Source organism: Psychrobacillus sp. NPDC093200 (genome assembly GCF_050280345.1).
Lineage (GTDB): Bacteria > Bacillota > Bacilli > Bacillales_A > Planococcaceae > Psychrobacillus > Psychrobacillus faecigallinarum.
The window spans coordinates 147,658-167,332 of record NZ_JBNNVC010000004.1; the positions used below are offsets into that span (position 1 = coordinate 147,658).

The 19,675-nt window shown below is 36.9% G+C and carries 20 protein-coding genes; 15 read left to right on the plus strand and 5 right to left on the minus strand.

Going from position 1 to position 19,675, the window contains the following annotated elements; all coding sequences use genetic code 11:
• Positions 1–265: 265 nt before the first annotated feature.
• The 8 genes from ACQKNZ_RS16070 to brnQ all read left to right on the plus strand — a co-directional run bounded on the left by ACQKNZ_RS16070 (position 266) and on the right by brnQ (position 7,629).
• Complete coding sequence (locus ACQKNZ_RS16070) at positions 266–2,674, plus strand: Na+/H+ antiporter subunit A (protein ID WP_186318205.1); 2,409 nt, start codon at positions 266–268, stop codon at positions 2,672–2,674.
• Positions 2,664–3,089, plus strand: coding sequence for a Na(+)/H(+) antiporter subunit B (locus ACQKNZ_RS16075; protein ID WP_144539404.1), 426 nt, complete (start codon positions 2,664–2,666; stop codon positions 3,087–3,089). Before ACQKNZ_RS16070 ends, ACQKNZ_RS16075 begins: the two co-directional genes overlap by 11 nt.
• Entirely contained in the window at positions 3,089–3,427 is a 339-nt protein-coding gene (locus ACQKNZ_RS16080; protein ID WP_144539406.1) for a Na(+)/H(+) antiporter subunit C, read from the plus strand. The genes ACQKNZ_RS16075 and ACQKNZ_RS16080 overlap by 1 nt, the downstream gene beginning before the upstream one ends.
• Positions 3,420–4,904, plus strand: coding sequence for a Na+/H+ antiporter subunit D (locus ACQKNZ_RS16085; RefSeq protein WP_427660687.1), 1,485 nt, complete (start codon positions 3,420–3,422; stop codon positions 4,902–4,904). Before ACQKNZ_RS16080 ends, ACQKNZ_RS16085 begins: the two co-directional genes overlap by 8 nt.
• A gap of 18 nt (positions 4,905–4,922) precedes the next feature.
• The gene (locus ACQKNZ_RS16090) at positions 4,923–5,405 is read left to right on the plus strand and encodes a Na+/H+ antiporter subunit E (protein ID WP_151112373.1); all 483 of its coding nucleotides are present in this window, start codon (positions 4,923–4,925) and stop codon (positions 5,403–5,405) included.
• Positions 5,405–5,689 (plus strand): Na(+)/H(+) antiporter subunit F1, encoded by a 285-nt coding sequence (locus ACQKNZ_RS16095; protein ID WP_144539412.1) that lies wholly within the window; start codon positions 5,405–5,407, stop codon positions 5,687–5,689. The genes ACQKNZ_RS16090 and ACQKNZ_RS16095 overlap by 1 nt, the downstream gene beginning before the upstream one ends.
• A complete protein-coding gene (locus ACQKNZ_RS16100; RefSeq protein WP_144539414.1) occupies positions 5,667–6,044 on the plus strand; it encodes a Na+/H+ antiporter subunit G in 378 nt (125 codons plus the stop codon). Before ACQKNZ_RS16095 ends, ACQKNZ_RS16100 begins: the two co-directional genes overlap by 23 nt.
• Before the next feature lie 223 nt (positions 6,045–6,267).
• Positions 6,268–7,629 carry a branched-chain amino acid transport system II carrier protein gene (gene brnQ, locus ACQKNZ_RS16105; RefSeq protein WP_154312167.1) on the plus strand — a complete coding sequence of 454 codons (1,362 nt, stop codon included), beginning with the start codon at positions 6,268–6,270 and terminating at the stop codon, positions 7,627–7,629.
• Between the two features lie 109 nt (positions 7,630–7,738).
• On the opposite strand, the gene ACQKNZ_RS16110 is transcribed toward brnQ, so the two are convergent.
• Both ACQKNZ_RS16110 and ACQKNZ_RS16115 read right to left on the minus strand, forming a co-directional pair.
• Positions 7,739–8,383 (minus strand): GntR family transcriptional regulator, encoded by a 645-nt coding sequence (locus ACQKNZ_RS16110; protein WP_144539419.1) that lies wholly within the window; start codon positions 8,381–8,383, stop codon positions 7,739–7,741.
• An 85-nt stretch (positions 8,384–8,468) separates the two neighbouring features.
• Positions 8,469–9,095 (minus strand): YfbR-like 5'-deoxynucleotidase, encoded by a 627-nt coding sequence (locus tag ACQKNZ_RS16115; protein ID WP_151112379.1) that lies wholly within the window; start codon positions 9,093–9,095, stop codon positions 8,469–8,471.
• 132 nt (positions 9,096–9,227) lie between these two features.
• Between ACQKNZ_RS16115 and ACQKNZ_RS16120 the strand changes: the two genes are divergently transcribed.
• From ACQKNZ_RS16120 to ACQKNZ_RS16130, 3 genes are all read left to right on the plus strand, one after another.
• On the plus strand, positions 9,228–9,707 hold the full coding sequence (locus tag ACQKNZ_RS16120; protein ID WP_144539423.1) for a TraR/DksA C4-type zinc finger protein: 480 nt from the start codon (positions 9,228–9,230) through the stop codon (positions 9,705–9,707).
• A 182-nt stretch (positions 9,708–9,889) separates the two neighbouring features.
• Positions 9,890–10,282: a thiol-disulfide oxidoreductase DCC family protein gene (locus ACQKNZ_RS16125; RefSeq protein ID WP_144539425.1), complete on the plus strand. Its 393-nt coding sequence runs from the start codon at positions 9,890–9,892 to the stop codon at positions 10,280–10,282.
• A 34-nt stretch (positions 10,283–10,316) separates the two neighbouring features.
• Positions 10,317–11,309 (plus strand): NAD(P)/FAD-dependent oxidoreductase, encoded by a 993-nt coding sequence (locus tag ACQKNZ_RS16130; RefSeq protein WP_144539427.1) that lies wholly within the window; start codon positions 10,317–10,319, stop codon positions 11,307–11,309.
• Positions 11,310–11,343: 34 nt separating this feature from the next.
• Here the strand turns inward: ACQKNZ_RS16130 and ACQKNZ_RS16135 are convergent, their stop codons facing one another.
• On the minus strand, positions 11,344–11,718 hold the full coding sequence (locus tag ACQKNZ_RS16135) for a nucleotide excision repair endonuclease (protein WP_144539429.1): 375 nt from the start codon (positions 11,716–11,718) through the stop codon (positions 11,344–11,346).
• A 411-nt stretch (positions 11,719–12,129) separates the two neighbouring features.
• On the opposite strand from ACQKNZ_RS16135, the gene ACQKNZ_RS16140 reads away from it, so the two are divergent.
• Both ACQKNZ_RS16140 and ACQKNZ_RS16145 read left to right on the plus strand, forming a co-directional pair.
• Positions 12,130–12,597 carry a hypothetical protein gene (locus ACQKNZ_RS16140; protein ID WP_144539431.1) on the plus strand — a complete coding sequence of 156 codons (468 nt, stop codon included), beginning with the start codon at positions 12,130–12,132 and terminating at the stop codon, positions 12,595–12,597.
• 12 nt (positions 12,598–12,609) lie between these two features.
• Positions 12,610–12,984: a DUF3221 domain-containing protein gene (locus tag ACQKNZ_RS16145; RefSeq protein WP_144539433.1), complete on the plus strand. Its 375-nt coding sequence runs from the start codon at positions 12,610–12,612 to the stop codon at positions 12,982–12,984.
• A 760-nt stretch (positions 12,985–13,744) separates the two neighbouring features.
• On the opposite strand, the gene ade is transcribed toward ACQKNZ_RS16145, so the two are convergent.
• Positions 13,745–15,493, minus strand: a complete 1,749-nt coding sequence (ade, locus tag ACQKNZ_RS16150; RefSeq protein ID WP_427660693.1) for an adenine deaminase — start codon at positions 15,491–15,493, stop codon at positions 13,745–13,747.
• Between the two features lie 98 nt (positions 15,494–15,591).
• Between ade and ACQKNZ_RS16155 the strand changes: the two genes are divergently transcribed.
• Together ACQKNZ_RS16155 and ACQKNZ_RS16160 are read left to right on the plus strand one after the other, a co-directional pair.
• Positions 15,592–16,611 carry a beta-carotene 15,15'-monooxygenase gene (locus tag ACQKNZ_RS16155; RefSeq protein ID WP_191697518.1) on the plus strand — a complete coding sequence of 340 codons (1,020 nt, stop codon included), beginning with the start codon at positions 15,592–15,594 and terminating at the stop codon, positions 16,609–16,611.
• Positions 16,612–16,685: 74 nt separating this feature from the next.
• Positions 16,686–17,291: an alpha/beta hydrolase gene (locus ACQKNZ_RS16160; RefSeq protein ID WP_340863851.1), complete on the plus strand. Its 606-nt coding sequence runs from the start codon at positions 16,686–16,688 to the stop codon at positions 17,289–17,291.
• 154 nt (positions 17,292–17,445) lie between these two features.
• Here ACQKNZ_RS16160 and ACQKNZ_RS16165 read toward each other — a convergent pair whose 3' ends face one another.
• The gene (locus ACQKNZ_RS16165) at positions 17,446–19,578 is read right to left on the minus strand and encodes an MMPL family transporter (protein ID WP_154312171.1); all 2,133 of its coding nucleotides are present in this window, start codon (positions 19,576–19,578) and stop codon (positions 17,446–17,448) included.
• Positions 19,579–19,675: the final 97 nt, after the last annotated feature.

Below are 19,675 nucleotides of genomic sequence, written 5' to 3' on the forward strand. Positions count from 1 at the left end.
TTGGACATACCCTCTATAAATAGGACTATTAACTGTCCTTGTCTATACGTTTTGTAGCCACTCATTTCGTTATAAATCACACCAAACAAGTTAGCTTAAATTCAGCAATGGTAAACACCCCTGTTTCAACTAATGCTCTTATTGGAACCCCATATGGAATCCTATTATGCAACTAGTTACCCTTATAGTCAAGTCTCTCTTTCAAATGAAATAAATCTTTCTATATAGAAAATACCCTCAATATATGGAAATAGGAGGTTACAATTTGTTTTCTGTTAACTTTGCTATTATTTTACCTTTTATAGTAGCCGCAATTATACCGATTTTTTATAGGAATTTTAAAAAAATACATATTGGTTGGTTTGTGTTGCTAGTACCGACCATCTTGTTTGCAATGCTTGCAAGCTATATTCCCTCAATTGCAAGTGGAAAAACATACTCTCACACATATAGCTGGATCCCCTCATTAGATATAAACTTCACTACTTATTTAGATGGTCTAAGTATAATATTAGGTTTACTTATTACTGGTGTAGGTAGTTTAGTTATACTATATTCTATTTTTTATCTTTCCACTAAGGAATCTTTACATCATTTTTATTGTTACCTCTTGTTATTTATGGGAGCCATGCTAGGTGTAGTGTTTTCTGATAACCTGATGGTTTTATATGTGTTTTGGGAACTAACGAGTGTTTCCTCTTTCTTATTAATAGCCTTCTGGAGCCATCGTAATGCTTCTAGACGTGGGGCTCAAAAGGCTATGCTTATTACTGTCAGCGGTGGTATAGCAATGCTAGTAGGATTTATCATGCTGCATACAATGACTGGCACCTTCAGTATTCGAGAAATCATTCCGATGGTATTGGAAATTACGAATCATCATTTATTCGTACCTGCCATGATTTTAATCCTGTTGGGTGCATTCACTAAATCTGCTCAGTTTCCATTCCACATATGGTTACCAGATGCGATGGAAGCGCCGACACCAGTTAGTGCTTACTTACATTCAGCAACTATGGTTAAAGCAGGAATATATTTGGTGGCGCGTTTTACACCAATATTTGGAGTAGACCAAATATGGTTTTGGACAGTTAGTATTGTTGGGATGATCACCATGTTCTGGGGGTCCTTTAATGCAGTTAAGCAAACAGATTTAAAGGCATTACTTGCTTTCTCCACAGTTAGTCAGCTTGGCCTAATTATGAGTTTACTAGGTCTTGGTTCAGTTGCATTACAATATGGTTACTCTGAGGATTCGGTTATTTATACTCAGGCCACCTTTGCAGCACTATTCCATATGATTAATCATTCCACATTTAAGGGTGCTCTGTTTATGGTTGTTGGTATCCTTGACCACGAGCTTGGAACACGGGATATTCGAAGATTAGGCGGGTTAATGACTTTAATGCCGATTACTTTTACAGTAGGGACAATTGGTAGCTTATCAATGGCAGGATTGCCGCCATTTAATGGATTTTTAAGTAAGGAAATGTTTTTTACGGCTACCGTTTATATAATGGAGGCAGATGTCTTCTCCTTGCAAAATTGGGGTATTATTTTCCCGGTCATCGCATGGATAGGGAGTGTGCTAACGTTTGTATATTGTATGATTTTCATCTTTAAAACCTTTCTGGGTGATGCACAGCCGGAAAAACTGGATAAACCGATTCATGAAGCACCGATTGGTATGCTTATATCGCCAATCATATTAAGCGTTTTTGTTGTAGGTATATTTTTCTTTCCAAATATATTAGGGAATTATATATTGAAGCCAGCAATGGCTAGTATCTATCCAACTTTTGGTGATCCGGAGAAACTAACACCCTCTATTTACGCATGGCATGGTTTTAATACGGAGCTACAGATGACAGTTGGAGTAATAGTTGTCGGTTTTCTTCTTTTTAAGATTTTAAAATATTGGAGACCAATTTATAGCATATTACCACAGAAATATTCCTTTAATGCTTTATATACCAACTTTTTAAATTTTTCAGAGAAGCAGTCTACAGTTACAACGAAAAGTTATATGACAGGTTATTTAAGAGACTATCTTCTATATATTTATATATTCTTTATTGTGACAGTTGGTGGCTATTTAATAATTTCAGGAGCATTTTCAGTTGATACAACCCCAAGTGCTAAGTTTAGTGCATATGAGATTATTTTGGTGATTATTATGGTAATTGCTAGCTTGGCCATGCTACGTGCTAAATCGAGAATTACTGCAACTTTACTCAATGGAGTTTTAGGTTATACCGTAGCTATTTTCTTTGTAATATTCAGAGCTCCTGATCTAGCATTGACACAATTGGTAGTTGAGTCAGTAACCACTGCACTTTTCCTATTGGCGTTCTCTCATTTACCAGATTGGAAAAAAGAAAAAGTATCCTTGAAAACCAAGAACATGAATGCCATTATATCAATCGGGGTAGGGCTAGTAGTAGTTTTAGTTGGTTTGTCTGTGTTAAATTATGACCAGTTTGAAAGGATTTCTTACCTATTTGAAGATGCTTATAATTTAGCTGGAGGAACTAATATTGTTAATGCTATATTAGGGGATTTCCGTGGCTTTGATACTATGTTAGAAGTAGTCGTTCTCTTTATAGCTGGCTTAGGTGTATATACCATGATTAAGCTTAGAGCAAAAAAGGAGGATACCGATAGTGAAAATTAATGATGTTATTCTTCGAAATGTTGCTAAAATAGGTGTGTTTATTATTTTAACCTTTGGGGTTTATTTATTTCTTTCAGGTCATAACACGCCGGGAGGAGGCTTCATCGGAGGCTTAGTATTAGCCTCAGCATTTGTTCTGCTGTACTTATCGAATGGCATAGAAAAGGTTCATAATAGTCTTCCCTTAGACTTTAAGCTAGTAGCTGCTGTGGGAGTGCTATTAGCAACAGCAACCGGTTTTGGTTCATTGATATTTGGGGTGCCATTTATGTCACAATCATTTGCCTATTTTGATTTGCCTATTTTCGGTAAAACAGAGCTTACAACCGTCACAATCTTTGAAGCAGGGGTGGCTTTAACGGTAGTTGGGGTGCTAGTTACAATAATTTTAAGCATAAGTGAGGATGATAGCTAATGGAAACAATTATGGTTATATTGATCGGTATTTTAGTTGCCGTTGCTACTTATCTAATCCTTTCACGTAATATTATTCGAGTAATTTTAGGGACTGCGGTGTTATCACATGCAGCTCATTTACTCATATTGACTATGGGAGATTTAAAAAGAGGGAATGTGCCTTTGTTAAAGGAAGCAGATGGTCCTTATACAGATGCGTTGCCACAAGCCTTGATATTAACTGCTATTGTAATAAGCTTTGCAGTAACAGCTTTCATACTTGTTCTTGCATACCGAGCGTATCAGGATATTGGCACAGATGACCTGGATGCATTGAGAGGAACAAATGATGAATAATATAATTGTCTTGCCTTTAATAATTCCTATAATGATAGGAGTATTATTAGTATTCTTTAATCGATATATTAAGCTGCAACGTATCATTACTTTATTGACGGTGTTATCAATCACCGGGATTAGTGTATTTATCTTAAATAAGATTCAATTAGAAGGAATTCTTCGATTGGATTTTGGTGGGTGGAAGCCTCCGTTTGGAATTCTATTTGTTGCTGATTCGTTTTCAGTGCTACTAGTGCTTACTGCAAGCATTGTAACTGCACTTTGTGTTATGTATGCTTTCTCTTCCATTGGAGAAAGACACGAGAAGATGTACTTTTATCCGTTTGTGTTGTTCCTATTAGCTGGAGTAAACGGATCGTTTTTAACTGGTGATATGTTTAACCTATTTGTGTGTTTCGAAGTTACGCTTCTGGCATCTTATGTGCTAATAACATTGGGTGGTACAAAACGCCAGCTAAGAGAATCTATTAAATATGTGGTGATTAATGTAATTGCTTCATGGTTCTTCCTACTAGCGCTTGCCTATTTATATGGTTCTCTTGGAACGCTCAATATGGCACACCTTTCAGAAAGAGTAGCTGAAGCAGGGCAAGATCCCTTGCTAACAACTATAGGTATACTATTTTTAGTCGTATTTAGTATAAAAGCAGGGCTTCTACTATTCTTTTGGTTGCCAGGTTCATATAGTGCGCCTCCTATGGCAATCGCTGCCTTATTTGGAGCTCTTTTAACAAAGGTAGGTATCTATGCATTGTTCCGTACCTTTACGATTATTTTTTATCACGATACGCTAATAACTCACACGATTATTGGTGTTATGGCCGGAATTACACTCGTCGTAGGCTGTATGGGAGCAATCGCTTATAAGGATTTACGATTAATAGCCTCCTATAATGTAGTGATTGCAGTAGGATTTATGCTTGTAGGTTTAGCGATAGGAACTCCTGTAGCCATTGAGGGATCAATTTATTATATAGTGCACGACATGATTGCTAAAGCAATGCTATTTTTATTGGTGGGTACGATGATTTCTTTAACAGGAAAAACAAAGATTAATGAAATTAGTGGATTAATAAAAAACTATCCTTTACTTGGTTGGCTGTTCTTTGTTGTTACTTGTTCTTTAGCTGGGATTCCACCACTTAGTGGTTTCGTAGGGAAAATTTTAGTAGGACAAGGGGCGATTGAGTCAGGATCATATATTTTATTGGCTTTGGCATTCCTCTCCAGTATAGTAGTTCTGTATTCTTTACTTCGCATATTCTTAAACTCTATTTTCGGTGAAACAATCATCAGCTTAGAGGATGAAACTCCTATGAAGTTTAGTATGATTTTTCCAATTTTCCTACTAGGTATTGGAACGCTTGCACTAGGACTTGGAGCAGAGGTAATTTCCGGATATGTTACTGATGCAGCAAATACGCTGTCTAATCCTGCCATATATATTGATGCGATATTAGGCGGAGAAGAGTAATGGGAGAGGTGATTAACAATGCCAGCACAATTTCTACTTAATTTATTTATAGCGTTTTTGTGGACTCTGCTCATGGACACTGAGGAGTTACAATTACAAACTTTTGTAAGTGGGTTCTTCGTAGGAATCGGGATTGTATTCCTTATGCATAGATTTTTTGGAACACAATTTTATTTAAAGCGTCTATTTGCAATTATTAAATTGATATTTATCTTTATCAGAGAATTGGCTACATCTAGTATAGTTATTAGTAAACAAATATTAAGTCCTAAGCTAAAGATTAAGCCAGGGATATTTACTTATAGAACTAAGTTGTCTAGTGAATGGGAAATTACGACGCTTGCGTTATTGCTTACTTTAACTCCTGGTTCTGTCGTAATGGAAGTAAATCCAGAGGGAGATACCTTTTATATTCATGCGATGGATATGGAAACTTCAAAAGCTGATGTTTTGCGTTCCTTAACAAAGTTCGAAAAAGCAATTATGGAGGTGACTCGCTAATGGTAGAAAAAATATTAGTACTTTCACTTTCTTTGTTTGCAATCTCCATAGGGATCGCACTTTTTCGAATTATAAAGGGTCCTTCAATGCCAGATAGAGCAGTAGCATTAGATATGATAGGAGTTAACCTAATATCTATAATAGCCATAGTTTCTATTGTACTTAAGACAAAGGCCTTTCTGGAGGCAATTCTTATTTTAGGAATTTTAGCTTTTATCAGTACAATTGCTATTGCCCGATATATTGAAAGGGGTGTTATCATTGAGCGTAAGTCAGATAATTGAGCTAATCGCTGCTGTAATTGTCCTTTTAGGAAGCATAATGAGTGTTATTAGCGCTATTGGGATTGTTAGACTTCCCGATGTGTATACCCGCTCACATGCTGCAACTAAAAGCTCTACGGTTGCAGTATTACTAACCCTTTCAGGTGCGTTTATCTATTTCTGGGTACATGATGGCTTTGTAAGTGTACGCTTGATATTAGGAATTCTATTTGTTTTCTTAACTGCTCCTGTTGCGGGTCACCTTTTAACAAGAGCTGCTTATCGGTCAAATGTAGAATTAGCAGATAATTCTTCCGACAATTCTTTAACGGAAATCCTATTTGAAGAAGAAGATGAAAACGCGAAAAATAGCTAGCTAATAAATTTTTTATTAGCTAGCTATTTTTTTATGTTTTAAATTAAATAAATGTTCTATTAATTTTATATAATATATTGCATTCTGTATAAATTCATAGTATTATCATGATTGTTATTAGCAATTAAGTGATGATGAATAATCATTTAGCACATGTATTTAATACAACTAGAACAAAATAAAAAGTAATGATTATTTTTTTATATCACAGGGGGCAAGTACAATGGACAATAAATTATCTTTTTCAAGTTATTTGGTTATTGGAGTAATGTTATTTGCTTTGTTTTTTGGAGCAGGTAACTTAATTTTTCCAGCAAGTCTGGGTCAAAACGCAGGTACAAGCTTATGGTTTGCTATAATAGGCTTTTTAATAACTGGTATCGGTCTTCCATTCTTAGGAACTTTAGCAATGGGCTTCTCAGGAAGTAAAAACTTACAGGAACTATCTAGTAGAGTACATCCGACTTTTGCTGTGATTTTTACTTCTTTGCTATATTTAACAATTGGACCTTTCTTCGCTTTACCGAGAACCGGAGCTGTTTCATATGAAATTGGGATTATGCCTTTTGTAAATTCAGAATATACACAAATCGGTTTATTGATATTTACTGTCGTTTTCTTTGGTCTTACTTTATGGCTTTCCTTGAACCCATCCAAGATTGTAGATAATGTAGGGAAATACCTTTCACCAGGGATTTTAATAGGGCTCTTAATCTTATTGGGGTTTGTAATCTTTAAACCTATGGGTGAATTTAGTACGCCACAGGGCAGTTACATTGATAATGCTTTTATGACAGGATTCACAGAAGGATACAATACAATGGACGCGTTAGCTTCATTAGTATTCGGTATTATTGTGATAAATGCAGTTCGCTCTATGGGTGTAACTTCTAAGAAGGGCATCTTAGCGGCCACTGCCAAGTCTGGTGCTATAGCTATCTTCTTTTTAGGAATAATATACGCTGGTATTGGTTACTTAGGAGCTACTTCTGTTGATTTGTTCGGAATAATGGAAAATGGTGGACCAGTTTTAAGCGCTGCCTCGGAGCATTACTTTGGTTCCTTTGGAGCTATTCTATTAGCAATTGTAATTATTCTAGCATGTCTAACAACAAGCATTGGATTAACTACTGCTTGTGCAGAGTACTTTCATACGTTAATTCCTTCCATTAGCTATAAAGCATTTGTAATCATTTTTAGTGTATTTACATGTGTGATTGCTAATTTTGGTTTATCGAATATTATCACTTACTCAGTACCTGTACTAATGCTTTTATATCCATTGGCTATTGTTTTGATATTGCTAGCTTTCTTGTCGCCGTTGTTTTATCATGCACGATTTGTGTACGTAGCGGTTATGATTTGTACATTCCTAATAAGCATAATTGACGGCTTAAAAGCACTATGTGATTCTTTAGAAATCGAATACTTTGGTTGGTTAGAATCCATCCTAGATTTCTATGACAATGTATTACCATTTTACGATGTAGGTCTTGGTTGGATAGTTCCTTTCGTGATTATTACTCTTATAACAGGTGTTATAGCTCGAATAAATGGGAAGAGACCAGTACCATTAAATAGTTAATATTCAAAAGCCTATCGACTAATTTTGTCGATAGGCTTTTGTAGTTAAGTGTGAAATCTTATAGGAAGTAGCATTCTCTATCACGTGCACCCTTATTTACTATTTAATTTTAGAATTTTTCAATGGTATAAATCCAGTTAGCACGCATTACTTCAGCTAGCTTTGGAATATCCTTTTCCTTGAATAATCGTATTAATTCCTTATGCTGTTCAATGGAATATTCCCTTAAGTTAATTTTTTCATAATAGTAAAGTCTACGAACATGTGCTTGAAGCATTTCTACCATAGAGAATATGTATGGATTATTAGCACGATCCACAATCAGCTGATGAAATTCCTCATCTAATTTTAATGCTTTTGTAAAATTCTGTGCATGCAGAGCTTCTGCAAATTCATTGTTTTTTTGTTCTAACAGGTTTAATGTTTCTTCATCCATATTAGGTGTTGCTAGTTCAGCTGCAAGTGCTTGTAATACAGACAATGGAGGAAGCAGGTTATAGATATCTTCTGGCTCCACTGGCGTAACCTGTGTTGCTCTGCCTGGTTGCATCGTTACAAAGCCCTGCGATTCCAGTAACTGAAGAGATTCTCTAATGGGTGTCCGGCTAACTCCTAAAGCTTGGGCTAGCTCTATATCGTTTAACTTTTCGTCCGGTTGTAGAGTACCATCTATAATCCATTGTTGAAGCTGATTAAATGCATGAAGTTTCGCTGTAGTACGAACTGGTTTAGTATGATCGACTGGTATAGGCATGAGACAGCCTCCTTATATTTTCCTAGTTGAATCATATTATACACTATATTATACAATATATCGCAGTTTTTATTGAAAGATTTCCTTATTCTACTAAAATTTTTAGCGTAATACTTTTAACGTCAATTACAGATTCCTCTGCCATAATGTCCTGAAGCATTATTTCTTTAAAGTAGGCCACACTCTTTTCTAATGGCAAATGTAATATTTTTCGTAAGGCTGTCTCGTACATCTTAATAAATTCAGGATCGGTATTTCCATGTTGGAGTTCTGTAAAGGCTTCGTATACCTGGTCCATTTTATCTGCCAGTTCTAGTAGACGACCCTCTATTGTTTCGTCCTTACCTTCTTTCATTCTGTCGAAAAAGACGGGACGGAATTCTTCAGGTATCTCATCTAATATAAACTTTTCCATCATCTTTTCTTCGACATGGGAAAGCATTTGCTTTAATTCCGGGGAAGCGTGTTTGACTGGAGTTTTAATATCTCCGATAAAAATCTCTGCAAAGTCATGGTTAATGGTTTTTTCATACAGGGATTTCCAGTTAATCACTGCACCATTATTTTCTTCAATGGTTCCAAAGAACATAGCATACTGAGCTACCTTCCATGAATGTGCAGCAACGTTATGTTCCTCGTATTTAAACCTGCCTGGTGCTCGAATGATTCTTTCTAAGTCATTCATGCTCGTAAAAAAACGATGGATACCCATTGTTAATCACTCCTTTCTTTTATATTACCTAAATAGCCGAAATTCATGTAGTGGAAACTTCCAAGAATTCTAATTAGTTTTATTTTCCCTTCATTGGGGTAATCCTAATACTAACGTTAAGGAGGAATTGATATGGCGAAATATGAAAAGTTAAAAGAAAATTTACTTGATCGGTTTAACGAACTAGAGGAAAGCTTAAATAATGATGAGGAATTTGAAACAACAGAGTTGTCTAATTACGACAATCATCCTGCTGATAATGCCACTGATTTAACTGACCAACATACGAGATTGGCTCTGCGAAAGCATGCAGAAGAAGAGATAGAAGATATTAAAGATGCCTTACAGGCTTTAGATGAGGGTACTTATGGAAAATGTAGTGTATGTGACAAGCAAATCCCTATTGAACGATTAGAAGCTGTTCCGACAACTCTAACCTGTGTAGACCATGCGCAGCAAGAGGTAAATGATCTTCGACCTGTAGAAGAGGATAGACTAAATGCTGATACTGATCATCCAGTAGATAAAGAAGCAAGAGAAATCAGGGATTTTGAAAATAGCTTTGAAGATGTGGAAGCCTTTGGATCATCAGATACACCGCAGGATAAATGATAAAAATGATGCCAATTCCAATACGGTATTGGGCATCATTTTTATTTTTTAGTATTTACTTTATGTAGAAAGTTGAAATAATGTCTTTTTTAGCATCAGTCAAAAGTCTTAAGAAATATCAACCACTCTCATTTAACAGCCTGAATTCTTTCTGATACACTAGAGGCAAGGAGGAATTTAAAATGGCAGAAGCTATCGTAATGTTTGATGGTGTGTGTAATTTTTGTGATTCCAGTGTTCAATTTATAATCAAAAGAGACTCTAAAGGTTATTTTCAATTTGCTGCGCTTCAAAGCGATGCCGGAATGAAATTAAAAGAACAATACAGTATTTCACATAATATAGACAGTTTTATCCTCATAGAAGACGGGAAAGTCTATAAATTTTCTGATGGTGCGCTAAGGGTATGTAGAAATTTAGAAGGAATATGGAGATACATGTATATTTTTATATTTGTTCCAAGACCAATTAGAAATAGTATTTACAAATTTATCGCAAAGAATAGATATAAATGGTTTGGTCAAAAGGATAGTTGTATGCTTCCTTCTCCAGAAGTACGAAGCCGTTTTTTATAAAAGTAAATAATAGATTGATGAGGTGATTGATTACATGAAGCAAGAAGTTTTTGATGTAACAATTATAGGGGGAGGACCTACAGGTTTATTTGCTTCCTTTTATGCTGGACTCCGTGATTTAAAGGTTAAGATTATTGACAGCCTTCCAGAGCTAGGCGGTCAATTGATGGAACTTTATCCGGATAAGTATATATATGATATTGGGGGTTTGCCTAAAATCTTGGCAAAAGATTTAGTAGCTAATTTAGTTGAACAGGCTGCTTACAGCAATCCTACAATATGTTTAGAGGAAACTGCGAACGAGCTTGAAAAGCAGGATGAGTATTTTATATTGAAAACGGATAAAGGGGTTCATTATTCAAAAACAATTCTCCTGACATCAGGGGTTGGTTCTTTCCAACCACGGAAATTAACTGTGCCTGGAGCCAAGGAATATGAAGGAAAAAACCTTCATTATAAAGTCAGGGATTTAAATGACTTTCAAAATTCCAACGTATTAGTTTTGGGTGGCGGGGATTCCGCATTAGATTGGTCGTTAATGCTAGAGGACATAGCTTCCAGTGTGACCATTTGTCATCGACGAGAGCAATTTACGGCGCATGAAAAATCTGTTCAGCAGTTAGATAATTCAAAGGTAGTTGTTAAAACCTCGTATGCAATCAAAGAATTAATAGGCGATGGAGAACGTGTTCAAGAAGTTGTAGTGGTAAGTAAGGACAAGGTAGAGGAAAACATCCCGGTAGATCATGTGCTAGTCAACTACGGAAATGTTGCCTCGCTTGGACCACTCAAAAGCTGGGGCCTCGAGATGGAAAAGAACTCAGTAGTAGTCAATGAAAAGATGGAAACAAGTGTAGAGGGAATATATGCTGCGGGTGATGTGTGTACACATGCTGGGAAAGTAAAGCTAATAGCTGTTGGATTTGGAGAAGTCCCTAATGCAATCAGTCATATTAAAGCCTTCATAGACCCAAAAGCTCGAGTGCAGCCAAAACATAGTACCAGTCTTTTTGAAGAATCCAAATAAAAATCCCATGCCTCTATTAGGAGGCATGAGATTTTTATTTGTAAAATACTTTATCGATGTTATATTTTGCTTTTAATGTATTGATCGCATATGTTTCATATATTTCACGATCCATTGGCTCTTCAACTACACAAACACTAATTTTATACACTTCTTCACGATGCTTAATCATTGGAGAAACATTATCTTCAAAGTGTTTTTTAATGCGTTGACGAATTTTACGTGCTTTTCCTACGAATAATAGCTCATCATTTTTGTTATAAAACATAAAAATGCCGCCTTTATCTCTAGGAATTTGGTGGAAGTCGATAAATCCGTAGATTGATGGTATTTCAACTTCTCCTTCATTTAGTGCTTGCTTACGTTGAGTAATTGTTACAGTTGGTTTTGGTAATTCGATTTTAATCATTTCTCTCACGTCCTCTTATTGTCTGTCCCTTAGTTTATCACATTGGAGCGGTAATATCTATTCGAAAGAGGCAGGATTAAACTTACGAGGTACGAAGGTAATTTAGCAACAGAGATAAGGATCTTTAAAAAGATGTATAGTTAGAAGCATTATGCTAAAAAGGGTAGAGTGACACTAGGAAAGATGGGGAGAAGTTATTTTCCTCAACTGGTTTAGAAAATAGTATTCACAATTGTAAGATATGTGGATGTGCTAGGAGGATTATAACTTGGGCAGCTTACCAGACTGGTTTTTTGCAGTAGCAATTGCTGTTGTCATTTGTTTTGTTATAGTGGCAGAGTGGTGGACGCGAAGAGGATAGAGTTTATGGTATAATAATATACTAATGATAAGAAAAGAAAGAGGAATCATATGCTAACATTTGAAGAAAAAGAAGCAATTATTCAAGAATTTCCGGAACTAACTCGTAAGGAAGTATCCATGAAGCGAGTTAACTACCATTATGAAGAGAGCTTATACGATAAAACTACAGTAATCTACCATTTACATCCAAACGGAAATGGTTTTGTTTATGTTGGAGATCTTCCTCAATATGAAGCAAAAGAAAAAGGATTAGTGAATATTCGAGAAGTATCAGCAGATGAGCTTCGTAAAATGATTAAAGACTCTATTGACTACTTGGCAACGGAGGAGGAAGAAGCCTTTGATGAAGAAGTAGAAGAGGAGTGGACAAACAAAGAAAGCTCTAAATTGACTCTTTTACAAGAGGATACTCTTTGGAATATTTATCATGGATACAACCTAGAAGAAAGTTTTGGCTCCTATGATGAAGCAAAAGCTTATCTTTTAGAAGAAGGCTTCCGACGTGGAAAAAGATAAGGAGGTTTTCATATGAAGGGAAAATCGACTGTAGCAATTATTATAGCGATTTTACTCGTAGCTATCGGAGCTACATTTTACTTCATCATGAACTTTTTCGAGAATAATCCTACACAAACACAGCCGATAGGCTATACTACTGGAATTATTATTGATACGGAGGATAGCGGTATCCTTGTTGTAGGAGATTTAACTGAAGAGGAAGCAACACAGTTAACGGTAGAAGAAGCGATAGAAGCTGGAACAAATGCCACTTGGTTTAGAATTTCGATGGCTCAGCGCAACGATTTCGAGTTATATGACCTAGTTAAAGTTGGATATGAGTCTTTACAAGAATCTCATCCAGCTTCAGGTGAAGCTAAAACAATTGAAAAGTTAGATGAATGAATACAAATCTCCTTAGTGATTATCGCTATGGAGATTTTTTTTCTAACTCAAAATCAGCAAGAGAAGGTTGATTTCGCTTTAGGCGGACGCTTTCCGTGGGGTGAGCGATAAGCCATCACCGTCGCTTACGCGTCGTTTGCGATGTCTTATCTGTCTCCCTCATCCCACCGGAGTCGCCGCCTGTCGCTTCAATCATAAGTTGTATAGAAATGAGAAAGTCGCTTGGATAAATAACTCAATACTAAATTACAGGAAAAGCAGGTTGATTCCGCTTTAGGCGGACGCTTTCCGTGGGGTGAGCGATAAGCCATCACCGTCGCTTACGCGTCGTTTGCGATGTCTTATCTGTCTCCCTCATCCCACCGGAGTCGCCGCCTGTCGCTTCAATCATAAGTTGTATAGAAATGAGAAAGTTGCTTGGATAAATAACTCAATACTAAATTACAGGAAAAGCATCCATAGAAGGCTGATTCCGCTTTAGACGGGCGCTTTCCGTGGGTGAGCGATATGCCATCACCGTCGCTTGGGCGGTTTGTGATGTCTTATCTGTCTCCCTCATTCCACCGGAGTCGCCGCCTGCTGCTTCAAGCATAAGTTGTATAGAAATGAGAAAGTCGCTTGGATAAATAACTCAATACAAAGTTACAGGAAAAGCATCAACAATAGAAGGTTGATTTCTACTTTAGACGGACGATTCAATCCTATATGCTGTAATAATGGTTAAGATATAGTTGTATTAAGGGAGCTCTTTTATTTTGCATTATGCCTGTATGGGTATGTGCTTGAAATTCACGACATCAAAAAGTCCTGTGTCAGTGAGCTTTAATTCTGGTATGACTGGTAGGCTTACGAAAGATAAAGTTAAAAACAAATGAAAGTCTAAATGAGGATGTATTAAGTGTAGTGCACCGTGTAAAGCCTCTAACTCCTCGACGGTTTGATTTGCAGGTTTATCTGACATCAGCCCTGCTATAGGCAAGGCGAGGGAAGCCATTACCTTTCCTTCATCCATAATTACAAATCCTCCCTGTATACTTTCCAAGTACTTACAGGCTGCAAGCATATCCTCATCATTTGTCCCAAGTACAATCATGTTATGGGAATCATGAGCAACAGTAGTTGCTATTGCCCCCTTCTGAAGGCCAAATCCGTTTACAATTCCGAGACCAATATTTCCAGTTGCTTGATGACGTTCAATCACTGCAAGTTTAAGTAAATCTTTCTCTGTACAAGGAGTAAACAGACCATCGGAAACAGGAACTTTGACAATTTTTTTGCGAGTAGTGATTTGATTGGGCATTATTTCTATTACATTGGCCGTTCCATTGTTCGTAATAGGAATGGAAAAATCAGAAACAGAAAGTCTAGGTAGGTGAACGGTCTCTGTAATTTCTTTGGAAAGGTAGTTTTGGAAAGGTTCTTTTTTTAACATCTCGTTATTTTCTGCAATTTTTTGCCCATTCTTCCATACAGAAACTGCACGAAATGATTCTAGATTATCTATCATAAAAAAGTCGGCGTTAAAACCTGGAGCTATTGCCCCTTTGTTGTGCAGTTTATAGCATTCTGCTGCATTTAAGGTTGCTAGTTGAATTGCCTGTAAGGGCTCCATACCTTCGTTAATAGCTAGACGGATGGAATGGTCAATACTTCCTTCTTTTATTAGCTCATCCAAATGTTTGTCATCAGTACAAAACATAAATCGACGAGCGTTGTGCGCATTTACAGCAGGTAGAACATCTTTTAAGTTTTTGGCAGCAGACCCTTCTCTTATCAAAACATACATGCCCTGTGAAATCCTATCCAATGCTTCCTCGGCAGTTACACATTCATGATCAGTTTGGATTCCTGCCACTCGGTAGCCCCTAATTTGATTTGATTTAAGCCCAGCTCCGTGACCATCTATTTGGACATTGGCTTCGAGGGCCATTATAAGCTTGTCTAGCATATCAGGCTCTCCGGAAAGCACTGCAGGAAAGTCCATTACTTCAGCTAAGCCTAGAACCTTTTCTTTGCTTAAAAATGGTTGTAAGTCTTCAGCTTTTAAGATAGCTCCGGAATTCTCGAAAGGAGTAGATGGAACACTAGAGGGCAGCATCATAAAAATATCCATTTCACTTTTTTGAGCATCATCTAGCATAAATTGGATCCCTTCAGCTCCTGAGACATTAGCTATCTCATGTGGATCAGTAATAACTGTTGTAACGCCGCGCGGAAGGAGAATATCACTAAATGCAGATGGAGTTACCATAGAAGATTCAATGTGTATATGAGCATCTATTAGACCTGGAATGACATATTTACCTTTTGCATCTTCCTCAGACTTCGCTTCAAAAGTGTTTGTTGTATCAACAGCTACTATATTTCCGCTGTATACTACAATATCTGCTAATCTCCATTCTAAAGAATAGACATCTGCCACCTTTGCATTTCGAAGAATAAAATCAGCTATTGCTTTCCCTTGGGAAACAAGAATTCTATCTTTTAATTGCTTTGGATTAATGTTCACAAAGTCGTGCTCCTTTTCTGAATAATTTACTAATTATAGTAGAACTGCGAGTATAAGGAAAGTTATAATGAAATTATAATCGTACAGGGGGAATAGAGATGATTTATCGAAAAACACAGGCCGCCAATATAGCATTAGCCTTTCTTTTGCTCGTGCTTCTATCTAATTTTCTATTGTATCGCCCACAAGTGCAGGACTTCTTTTCACTTCAACTTCACAGTGGCGTAGCAATAGGGTCTCTTATTGATTTAGCTATTGTATCACCTTTATTAGTCTATGCCACCTTTAAAATTTCTATCAAACAAGTAATCGGTCTTATGGTTGGTGGTGTGTTCATAGCTAGATTTTTTATACCTTTTGAATTATTTGCTCCGTTTTCGGGGTTGCTTTATATTGGTATTGCTTTTGAAGTATTGTTAATTTTGGCAGAGTTAAGCCTAGTTTTTCTAGTCATTTACAAAATCCCAAAGATTAGATCACATATGATTGATATGAAGACTTCGGCACTATATAGCTTGATACCTTCTGTTAAGGAAGTAGTTACAAAAAATATTCTTATCCGTATTATCATTTCAGAATTTTTAATGTTTTATTATGCAATTTTTACTTGGAAAAAGGAGGCCCCGAGTCATCCGAATGTAATTACCCTGCATAAAAAAACAAGCTATATAGCTTTTAATATAATGCTTATTCATGCAATTGTTATTGAAACAATTGGTCTTCATTGGTGGCTACATGATAAATCTGTTATTTTGTCATTGGTCCTATTAGCTTTAAATATTTATAGTGTTTTCTATTTCTTAGCTGATATTCAAGTGACTCGACTACACCCAGCGGAGATAAAAAACGAAAAATTGTATGTGACACAAGGACTAAGTGCCCGAATAATTGTCCCTCTTCATCTGATAAAAGAAGTAGAGTGGGGTGCAGCCTTACCAGATAAAAATGTCCTTCAATTTATGTATCGTGATTTTGAACCACTAGAGCCTCAGGCAATAATACACTTACAGGAGCCTGTAGAGGCGACTATGTTCATGGGCAAGGAAAAAAGGGTGACACAATTCGCCATCCGTGTAGATGAACCGACGAAGCTGATGGAACTATTAAAAGTGCAGTAAAACACATTATTTGACGTGAGATTACAACTTGGCTATAATTATCTCAAATTCGAGATAAAAGAGGAGCTATTGTTATGAAGCATTTATATATGCAAGGTGAGGATTCTTCGAAACCGACCTTATTATTACTGCATGGTACAGGTGGAAATGAGCATGACCTAGTGGGATTAGGAAAGGAAATAGACAGCTCTGCGAATATTCTGAGTGTACGTGGGAATGTATTAGAAAATGGAATGCCGCGATTTTTTAAACGTCTTGCGGAAGGCGTATTTGATCTTGAGGACTTACAAGCCCGTACAGAGGAGTTAAAAAACTTCATCGACGAAGCGGCTAATAATTACAAATTTGACCGTGATAAAGTAGTTGTAATTGGTTATTCAAATGGAGCCAATATTGCAGGAAACCTTTTGTTTGAATATAAAGATGTCTTCAAGGGTGCGATTCTCCATCACCCAATGGTGCCACGACACGGAGTAGAGGTTCCAACTATGCCTGGTACGCCTGTGTTCATCGGGGCAGGGAAGAATGATTTTATGTGTCCAGCAACAGAATCCCAAGAACTGAGAGATATATTGCAGGATTCAGGAGCAAACGTAGAACTATATTGGCATGAATATGGTCACCAATTGACGCAAGACGAAGTGCAAGCCGCTAAGGAATGGTATAAAAAGAACTTATAAAGAAGAATTGTTCAGCTCACGATAAAGCATAAAAAGGCCTAGTAGATTAAGAATATCTACTAGGCTTTTTTTATTGTTTCGTGTTTATTTAAGAAATGGCAATTGCATCATTCACTTAAACCATGATGTTTTACTATTAGTTTGTAACTACAACTTAATGAAAGTTCTTTGCTTTGTAAGGTCCTTTTCTAAAAGGCAACCACCAGTTCCAATTACCAAAGAGCTTCATCAGGCTTGGTACTAGAAGCAAGCGTATGATGGAAGCATCTATAGCCACTGCAATAGCTATACCGATACCGATTTGCTTAACAGGCATTACTTCTGTGAAGGCAAATGCTCCAGTAATGACAATCATGATTAATGCAGCAGAGGTAATAATTTTGCTAGTAGAGGTCAATCCATCTACTGTTGCCTTAGTATTGTTGTGATGCTTCAAGTACTCCTCTTGAATGCGTGATATCAAGAATACCTCATAATCCATACTTAGCCCAAACACTAGACTGAAGACAATTACCGGAATAATTAAAGCAATAGTCGTTTCCTCTAAACCAAAATGACCATATTGAAATATATAAACCAGTATGCCAAACGTCGAAGCCAAACCAATAACATTCATGATGATAGCTTTTAAAGGAATTAGCACTGAACGGAATGCAACAGTTAATATGACAAAGGTAGAGCCAAGTATTATCGCTAGGAGAATCCCAACCTTATCAAATATTTCATCGAATATTTCTTGGTTGAACTTCGGTTGACCGCCTATTAAAATATCTGTACCAATATCTTTGTCGGCCCATTCCCTTGCCCAATCCTGTGCTTCATCGGATGAGCCATTAAGCCCTAATGTGACAGGAATCATTAATTTGTTTTCTTGTATAAATGTCTCTACTAGTGGAGTAAGCTGACTAGAAACTTCAGGAACCGTCATGCTTTGCTCCCATTGTTCGACTGTCGATATCTCACTGGCTGTGAAAATCGTATCTACCGATTTTACATCAGGATCGTTCAACAATTGCTTTTCTAAATCCTTAATAGAATTTAGTCCATCTGTACTTTCCCAACCATCTGGACGATCAGCAATTACATAAATCGTAGACTGGTCCCCCATATCAAACTCATCCTCCATCAATTCATACGCTTGTCGCGAATCATAGTCCTCTGGAAGAGAATCGACAGATGGAATTGTTAACGTCATCTCTTTAACTGGAATTATACCAATTCCTAGCAATACCAAAGCAACAATTATTAAGGTGACCGGTCGCTTCATAACGAAGGAGGCAAAATTTCTCCATTTAGTAGTAGCACCAGGCTTCACACGAAGAAGGGTCCATTTATTGATGCGCTCCCCTAATACCATGAGTAAGGCAGGTAGGAGTGTAATCGAGCCTAAAACTGCTAAAGCAACAACTAACATTCCACCAAGAGCAATATTTTGAAAGATTTCTACTTCTAAAACAAACATTGCTCCTAAGCCAATAAATACACAAAGAGCAGAAAAAATAATAGAGCGACCCGCTGTTTTTACAGAAATTTGTACTGCTTCTATAACAGAATTTTCGGCGAGCTCTTCCTTATAACGATTGATGAGCAATAATGCAAAATCAATACTAAGTGCTAGCCCTAGCATTGGGACTATGTTCAAAACGAAAATAGATAAGTCTAGGGATCCACCAAAGAATGTCAGGACTCCAAGTGCGGAAACTACCGTTACAATACCAATAGCAATTGGAACCAAAGCAGCTACTACACTTCCAAATGCAAGGAGCAGAACGACTAGGGCAATTGGAAGACCTATGGCTTCGGCACTAGCTAAATCCTTTTGACTTGCGGTATTAATATCTTTATTGATGGCAGCTGCACCGGTTAAGGTGATGCCCTCTTGGTTGCCGATAGATTGACGAATTTCATCTACTACTTCAGACATACTTTCAGTATCATTGTTAAAATGCAGCATTGCATAGGATACATTTTCCTTATGTAGAGAAGGATCCTCTAATGGTGATTGAATGTCCTTTACAATCTTCAAATCTTCTATATCATTTAACGTTTCCTCGATTTGTTGTTCCGATGTTTTTTCAAATACAACAAAGAGCGTCTCTGCTGGAAGGTCAAAGGTTTCCGTAAGCTCATCCATTACTTTCTGATGTTCTCCATCCATATTAAAACCGTCGCCCTCCAATAAACCCGGAAGACGTAGGGCAAAAAAGGCGAGAGCGGCAAACAGGATGATCCATATTCCCAAAGTGACTTTATAGTGACGTGTCACTAGGTTAGCTAAAAACTTCATATATTTCCTCCTTAGGTAAAGCCAAATAATATATAGCTTACAATTTAAACAGTAAGATCAAAGTGGTAGAGTTTCCTTTTTATTGTAATAGAAAGTA